The sequence below is a fragment of the Hahella sp. HNIBRBA332 genome, from assembly GCF_030719035.1.
Lineage (GTDB): Bacteria > Pseudomonadota > Gammaproteobacteria > Pseudomonadales > Oleiphilaceae > Hahella.
This window is the reverse complement of the sequence record NZ_CP132203.1, coordinates 5,177,915-5,191,472: the sequence shown is the minus strand read 5'-3', so window position 1 is coordinate 5,191,472 and position 13,558 is coordinate 5,177,915. Positions and strand designations below refer to the sequence as shown.

Sequence of the window (13,558 nt, the reverse complement as noted above, 5' to 3'; positions counted from 1 at the left end):
TTAACATCAGACGACGACTGGAGACATGGAATTTAATGGGCTGGTGGGGAAAGGTTATCGGTGGCGCATTTGGATATGCATTAGGTGGTCCCTTAGGAGGATTGCTCGGCGCCGCCATCGGACATAGTTTTGACGTCGGCGTACAGCGGATCGAGTTAGAGCCGCCGAACTGGGGCGCAGGCGACCAGGAGCGGGTGCAAACGGCCTTCTTCACCGCCGTATTCAGCGTAATGGGGCATGTCGCCAAAGCTGACGGCCGCGTCAGTGAGGTGGAAATCCAGGCTGCGCGCCACATCATGGCAGGCATGCAGCTGAATCCGGAACAGGAAAAGTTGGCGATTGAATTGTTCAATCGCGGCAAGCAGCCGGAATTCGACCTGCAAGCGGTGTTGCTCCAGTTCCGGGATGAATGTCATCGTCGCGCCAACTTACTGCAGATGTTCCTGGAAATATTGCTGGCGACTGCGCTGGCGGATCAGGATCTGCACGCCAATGAACAACGTATACTGCGTGAAGTGGCTGAAACTCTGGGATTCAGCCGTCATCAATTTGAAGGCTTGCTGGCGATGGCTATCGCCAGACAGCGATACGCCCAGGAAGGTTTCCACGCCGGCGCGAAAGAAAAGACGCCGAGTCTATCGGACGCTTACGCCGCGCTGGGAGTGAATGAAAACTCTACTGATGATGAAATTAAGAAAGCCTACCGGCGTCTGATGAGTCAGCACCATCCGGATAAGCTTGTGTCGAAGGGCCTGCCGGAGGAAATGGTTAAAATAGCGACGGAAAAAACTCAGGAGATCCGCACCGCCTACGAGCAAATCAAGCGGGCGAGGGGCGGGTGAGTTTGGGCGCTGTTGGCAAGGAACTTCTGTTTCTGTAGTGGTATCAGGTAGTGAAGAGACGGGGATGAAAAATGCGAGTTTTAGTTATTGAAGACGACAAAGATGTAGCTGCCTATCTGAGTAAGGGACTCAAAGAAAGCGGATATGTGGTGGACGCCACTGACAACGGAAAAACCGGCCTGCATATGGCTACAACTGAAAGTTATGATCTGTTGCTTGTGGATCGCATGTTGCCGGAGTTGGACGGCTTGTCTGTCGTGCGTATGCTGCGTGCGGGCGGCTCCAAAACGCCGGTGTTGGTTTTAAGCGCGCTCGGCGAAGTGGACGACCGCGTCCAGGGCTTACGCGCCGGCGGCGACGATTATTTGGTTAAACCCTTCTCCTTTAGCGAGTTATTGGCGCGTATCGAAGCTTTGCTGCGCCGTTCCCAGCAACAGCAGGACGTGGTTACTACGCTGAAAGTGGCGGATCTGGAAATGGACCTGCTGGCGCGCACAGTCAAGCGCAATGGCTTGTCCATTGATTTGCAGCCGCGGGAATTCCGTTTGCTGGAATACTTTATGCGTAATCCCGGCCAGGTTCTGACGCGCACCATGTTGCTGGAGAAAGTGTGGGACTATCACTTTGATCCGCAAACCAACGTTATCGATGTTCATATCAGCCGTCTGCGGGCCAAGATCGATAAGGATTTTGAGACTCCCTTGTTGCACACCATTCGTGGAGCAGGGTACGTCCTACGTGAAGCTGCCTAAGCTATTACGCACCTCGGCATTTCAGTTCGCAATATTGTACATGCTGCTCTTCGCAGCCTCTGTACTCTTCCTTCTAGGCTTCATTTACTGGGCGACGGTGGGTTTCATGTCCGCCCAGTTCGACGAGACTATCCAGGCTGAGATTCAAGGATTGGCTGAGCAATATCGGCGGCAGGGGCTGCGCGGTATGGTTAGCGTCATGAATGAGCGAGTTCTGAACGATCCTCAAGGCGAGTCATTGTATCTGCTGGTCAATTCCGACCTGCAGCCGCTGGCGGGCAACCTTAATGAATGGCCGGCGTTGGTGGAGGATGAAGACGGCTGGATCGGCTTTTATCTGAATCGTTCTGGAGGCCGCTTCGCAGCTCCCCACATGGCGCGTGCGCGGGTATTCACGCTACGAGGCGGTTACCGCTTGTTAGTGGGGCGGGATATTTTTGATCTTTTCCGGGTGCGTGAGTTGATTGAGCGCTCACTGACCTGGGGAGTGGCCATTACCCTGGGACTGGCCTTTCTGGGGGGCGTGGCGTTGGCGAAAAGTACGCGACGGCGAATCGAAGCGATCACCCACACCAGCCGACAGATTATGCAGGGTAACCTGTCCTTGCGTGTGCCGGTGCGTGGTTCTGGTGATGACTTCGACGAACTGGCGGATCACCTGAATCGTATGCTGGACCAGATCGAAGCCCTGATGGCGGGAGTTCGTCATGTCTCCGATAACATTGCACATGATTTGCGAACGCCATTGACCCGTGTCCGCAGTCGACTGGAGTTGTTATGTCAGAAGGATCTGCCTGAAGACGCTCGTGCGGTGGTGCAGGAAATTATCGGCGAGGCGGATCAGCTGTTACAGACTTTTAATGCGTTGCTGCGTATTGCGCGTATTGAGTCTGGCGGATACAGCGCGAACTTCTCTGAAGTGGATCTGCATGGTTTGGTGGCTGACGCCGTAGAGCTTTATGACGCTCTGGCGGCGGATAAGTCTCAGACGCTGTCGCTGGATCTTGCCCAGGGCATTATCGTGAAGGGCGACCGGGATTTACTTTTCCAGGCTATCGCCAACTTGCTGGATAACGCCATCAAGTATACACCCGTAAACGGTAACGTCGGCGTAAGACTACGGGCGTTTGATCAAGCCGTCATCAGCATATGGGATGAAGGCCCCGGTATTACGGAAGACGAGCGCGATAAGGTGGTGCAGCGCTTCTATCGGGTAGATAAGACGCGCGGACTGCCAGGCAACGGATTGGGTTTGAGTATGGTGAAGGCCGTGTGCGAAATGCACAAAGGCACGCTGGAGTTAAGGGATAATCAACCTGGTTTGCGCGCAGAGATGAAGTTGCCTCTGCCCAAAGCGATTTCTGCTGCGCCTGCGCCGGAACAGGATTCGGCGGGGAAAACGCCAGCTTTGCCAAGCTAACCCATAGAGGAGAGGGAAAGTCTCGCTTTTTCCTCTCCTGAAGTCTTCTTCAATCGTATCGTATGAAAACTTAGTTCAGACGGGATCTTATCAGGCTCAGAGTCTGCTTGAGCGGATAAGCAGCCGTTTCCAAGGTGGTATTTACGAGCCCTTCCACTTGCCTGCGCGCCCGCTCAATTCGGGCTTTCTGTACGCCTACGCGAGCGCTGATGCTGTCGAGTTCGCCTTCAAGATGTTTTTGCTCCGCCATGATGAACGCCAGGACGGCGTGGCGGTTTATTTTGTCTGTGACGCCGTAGTGTTCCAATTGGTAGCCGATGTAATCGAGCCCGTTCAATGCATTATTGAGAATGTCTTGGGTCTTCATGATGAATTTTTCCCTGGGCTGTCCGCTAGGATAGGTGATGAAGTTGTGGAAAACCTACCTACAAAAAATAGAGGAGACAACCTAATTTTTCCATCCGGTCAGGCCCTGCTTGGACAGAGTACTTTAGCTTTGTTGTTCGCGGTGACGATCCACAAATCGCTGCAACAGCAAATCCAATATGTGCTCGTAGGTTTCCAGCGGCGTATCGGTCAGATAGGCGGTATTGCCTGTCAAATGAAGGCTGACCATACCATGCAGCAGACTCCATAGCTCGATCAACATGGTGCGGCGTTGATCGCTGGATGCATTTAGACCGACTCTATCCAGAACTGATTGCAGGCAGGTCTCTGCGAAATTGGCCACTTCCATGGAAAGCGCGTATTCCTGATTGGACAGAGGTTCTATGTCTGTTCCTTTATACTCACGGAACTTGGGCGCGTGAGATGAGAACATCAGCTCATAATGCTCGGGCTGGCTGAGTCCAAACTCAATGTAGCCGCGCATTATGGCGCGTCCGCGGGCGATGGCGTCTTGTTCCGCATCCGCTCTCTTCATCAGATAGGCGCGGAGCTTGCTGAAGCCCTGAATCATCAGGGTGACGTAGATTTCGTCTTTGCTTTGGTAGTAGTTGTAGAGGTTCGGCGCGGTCATGCCGAGGGCTTTGCCAAGCCTGCGCATGGTAAGGGCGGCGAATCCTTCCTGAACGATGAGGCGCAAGGCCACATCCAGAATATTCCTTTTAAGTTGCTCAACTTCTTCGGGGGGCCTGACTGGGCGCATTAGCTCTATCTAACCTGGGGTATTCCGATTGCATCAGATTAGTTCGTGACAATAACAGTGGCGGAACCCTAAATTCAACTACTGAATGCAGGAAAACGGGAATTTTTCATGATGAAAGTCAAGTATCCCTGAATATTCTATGAAAACAGAAAGTTAAGTCATATTTGCAAACTAATTTCGCCCTTTAAAAAAGGTTAATAATTAATCCACCTTGGGGCAATAAGCCATCCCGTAGTCTTAGCTCCAAGGATGGTGAAAAGAAGGTTTCACCCAAACGCGCAACGCACAGTGTTTTAGGTTTGTTTTTTTATGTGCTAGTTGACGTAGTTGTTGTCCTGCCCTTGAGTGTTGTTTTTTTTAAGAGCGTTAGCCACTGCCTAGATTATCCCCTGTTTTGCAGGGGATTTTTTTTGTCCGCCGCGATAGAATTTGACCCTGTACCAGCGCCTCAGTCCCTGTTTCCGATTGTCATCAAACAAGGGAGCATGTGGCGTCCGTCAATTCATTGTGCAGATATGGCAGTTAATTTTCTTATGACGTTGAATTTCAGAGCAGTCATTCTAGGTACCGTTTTCGATATTGGCGGCTCTTTTATCGCTTTCAATATTGTTAGCGGTTTTTATTTGGCGATGATGCATGCGGGAGGCGCCTCCAAGGAAGATTTGGAGGCGTTGATTGGCAACCCCAGTGACGCCTTTGAGCTAATGGCGATTCTAATGGGAGTGGGTATTGCTTTTGATGGGCTGGCGGGCTATCTGACGGCCAAAATGGCGGGGTTCCTGGAGTATTGGCATGTTTTGGCCATGTGGGGGCTGTTGACGGTCCTGCAGCTTGCGCTCAGTTCCGGAGTCGGGGAGGGCGATGCGGTGTCTCTTCCCTCATACGTGGTTGTCGTGGGCTATGTCGGGGGATTGATTGCGGCGTTCACTGGCGCTTATCTCTTCAAAAAAAGCAAGCGCAGGAGTCCTTGAATGCGCCGAGTATATGGTGAGAACTTAAGATGAGTCGTTATCGTCCTCCCAGCCCGCCGAAAGCTCGTTATATCACATCTGAAGGCGAGCGCACATTGCGCGAAGAGCTACAGTACTTGTGGAAAATAAAACGCCCGGAAGTAACCAGGGCCGTCTCCGAAGCAGCGGCGATGGGCGACCGCAGTGAAAACGCCGAGTATATCTATGGCAAGAAACAACTGCGTGAGATAGATCGGCGTGTCCGTTACCTGACCAAGCGTCTGGATGAACTCAAGGTGGTGGATCGCCCGCCGGAGGACCAGAGCCGGGTTTATTTCGGGGCATGGGTGACGCTGGAAGACGAAGAAGGCGATGAACACCGTTACCGCATTGTCGGGTCTGATGAGCTGGGCGCTCAGAAAGGCTATATCAGCGTTGACTCTCCCATGGCGAAAGCACTGTTGAAGAAGCAAGTGGATGATGAAGTGATAGTGACGACGCCTTCCGGCAGGAAGTCCTATTTTGTAATTGATATTGAGTATTGCGGCGCGTAAAGCGTTTGGTTCCGCGGGTGACTATGATGTATGCGACTGCGCCACAGGCGTCTGCTCAGAGAAGTAAGTTTCATTGGATGTTCGGTCTGGCGTTTGTCGCTGGCCTGTATTTGTTGTTTGCGGATGTGGGGCCACATAAAAGCTCCTCCATGCTATACAACGCGCTCTGGGACTTTGGACACGTCGTTTGGACCGCCGTTGTGGTGGCGTTGGCGCTACGGCTGCCGCAGGTACGCCGGTTCGGCGCCAATAGATTATGGTTGCTGACGCCTTTAGCGGCGTTCGTGTTCGCGGGCGTTGTGGAGTTGATTCAAGCGCGTATCGGCCGCTCTCCCTCATGGGGTGATGTGTTTGCTGATGTCGCTGGCGCCCTGATGGGGTTGATGCTGGTGATGCCGTCTGAAGGTGTGCGCCATCGCTTTATTATCGTCCTGCGTTGTTTCTTTGCCATTGCTGCGTTTTTGTACACATGCTTGCCGGTGGCGAAGGCGGTTAACATCTCTTTGCATCAACGCGCAGAGTTCCCGGTGCTGGCGGACTTTGAAACCACCCGCGACCGTCAGCGTTGGACGGGGCGGGTGATCAAGCTTACCCGGGAGCACGCCAGTCACGGCGAGCAGGCTCTATATATCGAGTTGCGTAAACAAGATGTTTTCCCCGGTGCTTCTTTCATTGAATTTCCTCGCGACTGGACAGGCTATTCCAAATTGGCGTTCTCTGTGTACGCACAGAAAGACATGCATGTAGCCGTTCGTTTGGACGATGGGTTCTATTTGGATATGCCGACAGACAAGTTTGAGGACCGGGTTAATATTCGCCTCCAGGCCAAGAAGGGATGGAATCATTACACTCTGGATTTTGACGAGTGGACCATGACTAAATCCGGTCGTCGTCTGGATGTATCTGATGTGCGCAATTTCTTCATCTTCACGACCCATGATTACGGCGCCAAGTGGATGATTGTCGATAATATCCGCCTGGAAAAGTAATCTCCTTGTGAACTTGGTCACGAATGACAGCGAAAGGCGGTGAACCCGCCTACGCCGTCAATAGAATATGACGACACCCTGATCAATTTTTGCTGGGGATAGTCATGTTTACAACAAGAAAAATATTATTGTCTGTTACCGCATCCTTTTGTTTCTGCGCTCAGGTGATGGCGGCGGAAGCTCCTGTCGTTCAGGCGGGGTATAAAGAAAAGTCGACACTGGAAACCTTCCCTTTGCCGTCACTGGACTCTTCCGCCTTATCCGCCGCCGTCATCGGCGGCTCCTTGGACGCCCCAGCGGCGGGAGAAGAGACCGAAGCGCCTTTTGAATTAAAGGAAGGCGCCACACAAGCCGAAAAAAGGGAAACACAGGATGAGTTTCGGGCGCTGTCCATTCCCGCTGATGCCCCACAGCCTCGCTTCACGCCAGTGACGCCGACCACCCATAATTACGATTATCTGATTACGACAGAGCGCTAACTACAAGGCCAAGGCTGTCGTCAGGCGGGCTGCATGTCGTCCAGACCCGGCAGCGGCCTTTTCAGTACATCCTGATACATGAAACGCAATGCTTTCAGCGCCTGTTTACAGCGTGCGGGCGAAGCGCTCAGAGTCGTGGCGACATAGCGTAGAAAGCGTCGGACGTCTTTCTCGCCAAGCTCTTTCGGACTGCGATTTTGATTAAAGGAAATGAAGCGATAAATCCAATGCAGATAAGAGTGTTCGGTACGGGGACTGAAGCCCTGCGACTCAATCGCCTGCTTCAATTGGCAGATAAATTCAGGTTCGTTCGGCAACAGTAATTCAGCAGTTTCCATTACGATAACCTCGCTGGTTCTTCTTTTTATAATTATCAGTAAATTCTATTACAACGAAATGTTGCCTGCAAAGTTGGTTTGATGAACCTTTTGCAAGCTTTGGCCGGTTTGATTTTATGTTAGGAGTTGATGCCTTGATAAAGGCGTAACTGGGGGCAAGGGAAACGAGCGCAGCGCTCATTTCCCTGCAAGCGCTTAGCTGTAGCGCTTTTTCAGATCGGCGATCACGTCCACATAACGCTGCATTGCTTCATCTTTGGACACCCCTTGCAACTTCGCCCAGGCGTCGTATTTTGCGCGTCCCACGAAATCCATCATGCCGGGACGGGAGCCGCTGACATCGCCCTCGCTAGCCTGTTTAAACAGCGCATACATTTCCAGCTTCATTTCATTGGAGGGAGAGAAATCGCCCTCGGCGGTTTTGACGTAATTGAGCGCTTCTTCGAACGCTTTTTGTAGGTCACTCATTGCATAGTCCTTAACTGTTTGGGTGTGAAAGGGCATTATAGCCCGGCGGCAAAACTGACTGAAGGTCATTTAACACCCTGTGATCGGTTTCGTCGTCTGGGGTCCAATAATAAACGCAGGTAAAGAACATGAATAAATTAATGTCAATTGTCAGCAAAATTAATTTGTTGCCGGAAATCGCCCGCAGCAGGGCCTTGACTTTGTTCTTCGGGAAAATGGTCAAATACGCCGGAACCACGGGAATCGTAGTGGAGGAGCTTACTGAGCGTCGTTGCGTCATTACGCTCAAGAATCGTCGCGCGGTGCGAAATCATATTGGTTCCGTACACGCTGTCGCCAATGCATTGATTGCAGAGTCGGCCACGGGCTTCCTGGTGGGGATGAACGTACCGGATCATGCGGTCCCTGTTATCAAAACCATGAAGTTGGACTACGTGAAGCGGGCGAAGGGCGACATGCGCGCGGAAGCCCATTTGACGGAAGAGCAGATACACGCCATTCAGACGCTGGAAAAAGGCGAAGTGACAGTGGCGGTGGCCATAACCGACAGTGAAGACAAAGAGCCGGTCATGGCGGAAATGATCTGGGCCTGGACGCCTAAGCGGCGTTGATCGCAACCCGATGCTAAAGACGATTGGCGGCGGGCGAGATGCGGCTAGCGCCCGTCAGGCCGTCGCACTAGAATGGAGTCATCGCAACAGGCGTCTGCGTCGCCGTTCTGGCTGTCGCTCAGACGCGTTTTATTGCGTTTGACCGAAGTAAGTCGCGGAGGACATTTTGCCAGACCAACAACGCCATACTGACCGCACTGAAACCGCCAACGAAAGATATGACTGGCGGCGAATCCGGAATATGGTGCTGGCCTACAAGCCGCGGTTGGCGAGGGCGAACCTGATTGCGGTGCTGGCCACATTGGCGGCTGTCCCCGTGCCGCTGTTATTGCCTTTGTTGGTGGATGAGGTATTGCTGGAGCAACCCGGTCCGGTGATTGCGCTGATTAACCAGTATTCTCCAGAGTCTTTGCACGGGGCGGCGTTTTACATCGGCGTCATGGTGTTCGCCGCTCTGCTCCTGCGCTCGTTTTCTCTGCTCATGAATGTCTGGCAGGGCAGGCAGTTCGCCAGTATTTCCAAAGATATCATTTGTCGCATCAGGCAGAATCTATTGAGCCGGCTAAGCAGCATCTCTATGGCCGAGTACGAAGTCATGGGGAGCGGCGCGGTGGCGTCCCGTTATGTGACCGACCTCAATACCATCGACCAGTTCATCGGCAGTTCGGTGAGCCGTTTGCTGGTGGCGTTGTTGACGATAGTCGGCACTGCGGTGGTGTTATTGTGGGTGCACTGGCAGTTGGCGCTGCTGATTCTGTTTTTTAATCCCTTCGTAATTTATCTGACTACGCGCCTCGGCAAAAAGGTCAAAGAACTCAAGCGCCGGGAAAATCAGGCGTTGGAGCTGTTCCAGGAGGCGCTGACGGAAACGCTGGACGGGATTCATCAGATCCGCGCCGCTAACCGTGAACAACATTACATCCGTCGCCTTTTGGATCACGCCTGGGGCGTTCGCAATCACGCGGTTCAGTATGAATGGAAGAGCGACGCCGCCAACAGAGTCAGCTTTATGCTGTTTCTGTTTGGAGTGGATCTGTTTCGCGCCGCCGCCATGTTGACGGTGTTTTATTCTGATCTAAGTATTGGTCATATGTTCGCGATATTTGGCTACCTCTGGTTCATGATGGCGCCAGTGCAGGATATTCTGAGCATGCAATACAGTTTCTATGCCGCCAACGCTGCGCTGGGGCGGATTAATCAATTGCTGCAGTTGCGGCGGGAGCCGGTTTATCCGCCGCAAACCAACCCCTTCGCCGGAAAAAGGACCGTCGCGCTGGATGTGGATAATGTGCACTTTTCCTACGGCGATGGCCCCGAGGTGTTGCAGGGGGTGTCTTTGCATATCAATCCTGGGGAGAAGGCGGCGCTCGTCGGCGCCAGCGGCGGAGGGAAATCCACCTTGGTGCAGGTGTTGTTGGGGATGTATTCGCCTTCTCAGGGCTCTGTCAGGTTCGATGGCGTTCCGATTCAGCGAATCGGGCATCATCGGGTGCGGGAGCATGTGGTCACGGTATTGCAGCATCCCACGTTGTTCAATGACAGCCTGCGACAGAATCTGACGATGGGACGACCGCATACTGACGCGCAACTCTGGCAGGCGTTGGAAGTGGCGCAATTGAAGGCGGTAGTGGAGAACTTGCCGGACGGGCTGGATACTTTGGTCGGTCGACAAGGCGTCAGACTGTCCGGCGGGCAGCGGCAGCGAGTGGCGATCGCCCGGATGATTCTGGCTGACCCACAAGTGGTGATTCTGGATGAGGCTACGTCGGCTTTGGATGCGGAAACCGAGTACAACCTGCATCGGGCGCTGGCGGATTTTCTCGACCAGCGCACTACATTGATCATTGCTCACCGCCTCAGCGCTGTGAAGCAGGCGGACCGTGTCTATGTATTTGAAGACGGCCGCATTGCAGAGGAAGGTAAACATGAAGAGTTGTTGCAGCAAAGAGGTTTGTATGCGCAGCTTTATGGCGAGCGTCAGCACTAAGCTGGCCTCTGACGATATTTGGCGATGAAAGGAGAAGCGTGTGCGTCAGGTCTATGAAGCCGCCAATGCCTTGGAAGCCCATATGATTAAAGGCGTATTGGAGCAATCCGGCGTCACGGGATTTATCGACGGAGAATTCCTGCAGGGAGGGATGGGTGAGTTGCCGGCGGGAGGGCTGGTGAGAATTTCCGTCAATGATGTGGATTACGAGCAGGCGCGTTTAATCCTGCGAGATTGGGAAAACTCCCAAGTACAAGAAGCGCATACCCCGGCCAGTCACTTTACCGGATGGATCGGCATCTTTTTATTCGGCTTCATCACTGGACTGGTGACGGCGTTTTGGCTGATGTAATTCGCGTCATCCGCCCAGAGAATTGAAATACAAATGGGCGCTTTTCTTGCTGAAATTCATTCTGCGCCCATCCTCAAACTCCACTTGAAAAGCGTCGTCGAGATCGGCGATGACTTCACCCTCGCCCAGAATGCTGTGGCGCACCCGATCGCCGGACCAGATTTGTTCAGGCTCCCTGGCTGTGGTTTGCGCTGGCTGTTCATAGTTAACGTCGTGCCATTCGAGATAGCGAGTAGCGATGGGCGTTAAGCGTTGCGTTGATTCATAATGGGCCGAGCCGTTGGTATTAGAATGCTTGCATTGATCCAGAAACGCGCCCACGGTCGTGGAAACGTCAATGCTGGCTTCTTTGACAAAGCGGCTGGGTTTGTCATCTTTGCTGAGCGCGGCCTTGCCGTCCAGTGTCGGGGTGAACAGATAGATGGCTTTTTTGGCCCGGGTCATGGCCACATACAGCAGACGCCGTTCTGCTTGCAGATGACCAACGATGTCTTCGCCGCCGCGCATACTGTAAGGAAGGTATTGTTCATTCAGCCCGATGATCATCACCACGGGCCACTCCAGACCTTTGGTGCGATGCATGGTGGATAAGGTGACGCCGCCTTGTTGCTTTTGCGCCCCGGCCAGCCGCCGCAGCTCATCGAAATGCTGCAGCGTCTCCAGCGAGGGTAGATTTAGCGTGGCGAGATAGTGCTCAATGCCGAGCACGTTGTTAATGCGCTCATCAGCGGTCTCATGAGTGAGAGCAAGCTCTTCAAGAGACTTGAACAACTCGGTATCGTCGATATAAAAGCGCACGATATCCGCTGCGGATCCTTTCATTTTTGGCAGCAAGCTCCAGGCCTGAGCCGTGCGTTTCAACTTGCGTTTCTGCAGGGCGTGGAGCGAGTCAGGAATCCACTCCACTAGCTGGTCGCCCCAGTGAGCGTCGTGTTGTGCGAGTGTATGCGCCAACTCGCGCAGGGTATCGTCCTTCAACCCCACATGGGGGAAACGCAGCAGGCCGGCAAGCACTTCAGCCCGTTTGCTTTCTTCCAGCATGCTCAGTCGTCCCGACGCCATTTCCAGCACATATTGGATGTGCATGACTTCCCGATTCGCCAGAGCGCCTTTATCGCCGTCAATGCGATAGGGGATGCGATGGGCCAGGAGAGCCAGTTCAATAGGCACGGCCTGGGACCAGACTCTGAATAAAATGGCGATCTCTTCCGGCTCGCAGCCGCCGTTAAGCAGCCGCCCTAATTGCAGCACCAGTTGGCGCGTTTCATCGCCGCCTTGCAGAACGTTGACCTCCGTGGCGGGCGTCCCCATGTGGGAGCGACATAGAACATCCTTGCGTCCGTGATTGTGGGTAATCAGGTGATTGGCGAGTAAAGCGACTTTATGGCCGTAGCGAAACGTATATGACAGAGTGAACTCACGAGGGCTTTCAAACTCCTCCGCGAAACGATTGAGAATAAACTCTGGCTGCGCGCCACGAAATTCGTAGATGGTTTGATCGGGGTCCCCCACAACAGTGACCCGGGCGCGCTTTCCTGCGATATAGCGCAGCAGTAAGTGCTGAATCTCGTTAGTGTCCTGATATTCGTCCACCAGGATCACATCCATTTTGTCCGCGACCAGTTTTACCAGGTCCGGGGACTCCTGCAGACATTTGACCGGCTCGTAAAGCATGTCGGCGAAACTGATGCGCGCATGCGACTTGCGCCAGGCTTCAAAACCGTTGACGACATCAAGCAGAAACGCCAGCTCTTTGCGGTACTCCAATTGTTCGAAAACTGTCTGTAATGGCAGCAGTGACGTCTTGCTCATATCCAGCAGACGAGAAGCCAGTTCGATGTATTCTTTCTTATTGCGCTTGACGCTGTCCTGGTGCGATTCGGGCGCGTGTCGACGCAACAACTGCCAGAGCTGGAAGTGAATCTCCTGATCCGACAACACTTGCCCAACAAACGCCGGCAGCGCGCCTTCGCGGATGAAGCGTTGATACAGGCGCAATCCCATGGCGTGGTAGGTGCGGACTTCCGGCAACTCGCGGTAATGCGCGCCCGCGACCTCGCGCAGCTTGCGCTCGAAATCCTCTTTGGCGGCGCGGTTGAACATCAATATCAAAATGCGGCGCGGGTCATGTCCCTGGTCCATCAGATGATGGATACGGTGAGCGAGAGTGGTTGTCTTGCCGCTGCCGGCCACGGCGGTGATAACGCTGTGCTCAAAGCCGGACTGAATGATCCGCTGCTGCTCTTCGGTTAACTGCATGCTCGCCTGATAGTGATGGTTGGGGAGTCCGGGCTCATTGGCCCCTGATAGAGGGGCCTAAGTTTAACCACAGGAGAGGTTGGCCTCCAGCCTAATTTCAGGCGTGGGGGAGTGGGATTATCCGTTGTTACGGGATTTGTCTATATGGCCCAGTGACTTATCCGGACAGGCGGCGTCTCGGACTATCTGTTTAAGCGTAGCGACATCGGGAAAGCCGCCGTTTACGCTGCGATCCCAAATAGTTTCCGCGTCACAAAGTATTTTGAATTCGCCTTTGCCAGCGGGAACCAGGGCGACTTCTTCTAATTCGTCGGTAAATGTCGTCAGCAACTCCTGCGCCATCCAGGCTGAGCGCAGCAGCCAGCCGCACAGAGGACAGTAACGTATGGATATTTTGGGTTTCATGGTGT

At 53.5% G+C, this 13,558-nt stretch carries 16 protein-coding genes; 10 read left to right on the top strand and 6 right to left on the bottom strand.

Going from position 1 to position 13,558, the window contains the following annotated elements; all coding sequences use genetic code 11:
- Nucleotides 1-35 precede the first annotated feature (35 nt).
- The 3 genes from djlA to O5O45_RS22940 all read left to right on the top strand — a co-directional run bounded on the left by djlA (nt 36) and on the right by O5O45_RS22940 (nt 3,014).
- Nucleotides 36-842: a co-chaperone DjlA gene (djlA, locus tag O5O45_RS22950; protein WP_305901655.1), complete on the top strand. Its 807-nt coding sequence runs from the start codon at nt 36-38 to the stop codon at nt 840-842.
- Between the two features lie 71 nt (nt 843-913).
- A complete protein-coding gene (locus O5O45_RS22945) occupies nt 914-1,594 on the top strand; it encodes a response regulator transcription factor (protein ID WP_011394559.1) in 681 nt (226 codons plus the stop codon).
- Nucleotides 1,581-3,014, top strand: a complete 1,434-nt coding sequence (locus O5O45_RS22940) for a sensor histidine kinase (RefSeq protein WP_305901654.1) — start codon at nt 1,581-1,583, stop codon at nt 3,012-3,014. The genes O5O45_RS22945 and O5O45_RS22940 overlap by 14 nt, the downstream gene beginning before the upstream one ends.
- A gap of 70 nt (nt 3,015-3,084) precedes the next feature.
- Here O5O45_RS22940 and O5O45_RS22935 read toward each other — a convergent pair whose 3' ends face one another.
- Together O5O45_RS22935 and O5O45_RS22930 are read right to left on the bottom strand one after the other, a co-directional pair.
- Complete coding sequence (locus O5O45_RS22935) at nt 3,085-3,381, bottom strand: hypothetical protein (RefSeq protein WP_127968207.1); 297 nt, start codon at nt 3,379-3,381, stop codon at nt 3,085-3,087.
- 123 nt (nt 3,382-3,504) lie between these two features.
- Nucleotides 3,505-4,161 carry a TetR/AcrR family transcriptional regulator gene (locus O5O45_RS22930; RefSeq protein ID WP_305901653.1) on the bottom strand — a complete coding sequence of 219 codons (657 nt, stop codon included), beginning with the start codon at nt 4,159-4,161 and terminating at the stop codon, nt 3,505-3,507.
- A 533-nt stretch (nt 4,162-4,694) separates the two neighbouring features.
- Between O5O45_RS22930 and O5O45_RS22925 the strand changes: the two genes are divergently transcribed.
- From O5O45_RS22925 to O5O45_RS22910, 4 genes are all read left to right on the top strand, one after another.
- Entirely contained in the window at nt 4,695-5,132 is a 438-nt protein-coding gene (locus O5O45_RS22925) for a hypothetical protein (RefSeq protein ID WP_305901652.1), read from the top strand.
- Between the two features lie 29 nt (nt 5,133-5,161).
- Entirely contained in the window at nt 5,162-5,665 is a 504-nt protein-coding gene (greB, locus tag O5O45_RS22920; RefSeq protein WP_305901651.1) for a transcription elongation factor GreB, read from the top strand.
- 17 nt (nt 5,666-5,682) lie between these two features.
- Complete coding sequence (locus tag O5O45_RS22915) at nt 5,683-6,654, top strand: VanZ family protein (protein WP_305901650.1); 972 nt, start codon at nt 5,683-5,685, stop codon at nt 6,652-6,654.
- 104 nt (nt 6,655-6,758) lie between these two features.
- Nucleotides 6,759-7,133 (top strand): hypothetical protein, encoded by a 375-nt coding sequence (locus O5O45_RS22910; protein WP_305901649.1) that lies wholly within the window; start codon nt 6,759-6,761, stop codon nt 7,131-7,133.
- A 20-nt stretch (nt 7,134-7,153) separates the two neighbouring features.
- Here the strand turns inward: O5O45_RS22910 and O5O45_RS22905 are convergent, their stop codons facing one another.
- Nucleotides 7,154-7,471 (bottom strand): site-specific integrase, encoded by a 318-nt coding sequence (locus O5O45_RS22905; RefSeq protein ID WP_305901648.1) that lies wholly within the window; start codon nt 7,469-7,471, stop codon nt 7,154-7,156.
- 195 nt (nt 7,472-7,666) lie between these two features.
- Complete coding sequence (locus O5O45_RS22900) at nt 7,667-7,939, bottom strand: acyl-CoA-binding protein (RefSeq protein WP_127968214.1); 273 nt, start codon at nt 7,937-7,939, stop codon at nt 7,667-7,669.
- 128 nt (nt 7,940-8,067) lie between these two features.
- Here O5O45_RS22900 and O5O45_RS22895 point away from each other — a divergent pair, with 128 nt between their 5' ends.
- The 3 genes from O5O45_RS22895 to O5O45_RS22885 all read left to right on the top strand — a co-directional run bounded on the left by O5O45_RS22895 (nt 8,068) and on the right by O5O45_RS22885 (nt 10,889).
- Complete coding sequence (locus O5O45_RS22895; RefSeq protein WP_305901647.1) at nt 8,068-8,550, top strand: DUF4442 domain-containing protein; 483 nt, start codon at nt 8,068-8,070, stop codon at nt 8,548-8,550.
- A gap of 166 nt (nt 8,551-8,716) precedes the next feature.
- Nucleotides 8,717-10,537, top strand: a complete 1,821-nt coding sequence (locus O5O45_RS22890; protein WP_371747872.1) for an ABC transporter ATP-binding protein — start codon at nt 8,717-8,719, stop codon at nt 10,535-10,537.
- 40 nt (nt 10,538-10,577) lie between these two features.
- Nucleotides 10,578-10,889, top strand: a complete 312-nt coding sequence (locus O5O45_RS22885) for a putative signal transducing protein (RefSeq protein WP_305901646.1) — start codon at nt 10,578-10,580, stop codon at nt 10,887-10,889.
- A 6-nt stretch (nt 10,890-10,895) separates the two neighbouring features.
- On the opposite strand, the gene O5O45_RS22880 is transcribed toward O5O45_RS22885, so the two are convergent.
- Both O5O45_RS22880 and O5O45_RS22875 read right to left on the bottom strand, forming a co-directional pair.
- Nucleotides 10,896-13,148 carry an ATP-dependent helicase gene (locus O5O45_RS22880; RefSeq protein WP_305901645.1) on the bottom strand — a complete coding sequence of 751 codons (2,253 nt, stop codon included), beginning with the start codon at nt 13,146-13,148 and terminating at the stop codon, nt 10,896-10,898.
- A gap of 117 nt (nt 13,149-13,265) precedes the next feature.
- Nucleotides 13,266-13,553: an Rdx family protein gene (locus tag O5O45_RS22875; RefSeq protein WP_305901644.1), complete on the bottom strand. Its 288-nt coding sequence runs from the start codon at nt 13,551-13,553 to the stop codon at nt 13,266-13,268.
- Nucleotides 13,554-13,558: the final 5 nt, after the last annotated feature.

Excerpts from the sequence above, each read along its gene's own strand:
- djlA (WP_305901655.1), top strand. The coding sequence starts at position 36 with ATGGGCTGGTGGGGAAAGGTTATCGGTGGCGCATTTGGATATGCATTA.
- O5O45_RS22945 (WP_011394559.1), top strand. The coding sequence starts at position 914 with ATGCGAGTTTTAGTTATTGAAGACGACAAAGATGTAGCTGCCTATCTG.
- O5O45_RS22935 (WP_127968207.1), bottom strand. The coding sequence starts at position 3,381 with ATGAAGACCCAAGACATTCTCAATAATGCATTGAACGGGCTCGATTAC.
- O5O45_RS22930 (WP_305901653.1), bottom strand. The coding sequence starts at position 4,161 with ATGCGCCCAGTCAGGCCCCCCGAAGAAGTTGAGCAACTTAAAAGGAAT.
- O5O45_RS22925 (WP_305901652.1), top strand. The coding sequence starts at position 4,695 with ATGACGTTGAATTTCAGAGCAGTCATTCTAGGTACCGTTTTCGATATT.
- greB (WP_305901651.1), top strand. The coding sequence starts at position 5,162 with ATGAGTCGTTATCGTCCTCCCAGCCCGCCGAAAGCTCGTTATATCACA.
- O5O45_RS22910 (WP_305901649.1), top strand. The coding sequence starts at position 6,759 with ATGTTTACAACAAGAAAAATATTATTGTCTGTTACCGCATCCTTTTGT.
- O5O45_RS22905 (WP_305901648.1), bottom strand. The coding sequence starts at position 7,471 with ATGGAAACTGCTGAATTACTGTTGCCGAACGAACCTGAATTTATCTGC.
- O5O45_RS22900 (WP_127968214.1), bottom strand. The coding sequence starts at position 7,939 with ATGAGTGACCTACAAAAAGCGTTCGAAGAAGCGCTCAATTACGTCAAA.
- O5O45_RS22895 (WP_305901647.1), top strand. The coding sequence starts at position 8,068 with ATGAATAAATTAATGTCAATTGTCAGCAAAATTAATTTGTTGCCGGAA.
- O5O45_RS22880 (WP_305901645.1), bottom strand. The coding sequence starts at position 13,148 with ATGCAGTTAACCGAAGAGCAGCAGCGGATCATTCAGTCCGGCTTTGAG.
- O5O45_RS22875 (WP_305901644.1), bottom strand. The coding sequence starts at position 13,553 with ATGAAACCCAAAATATCCATACGTTACTGTCCTCTGTGCGGCTGGCTG.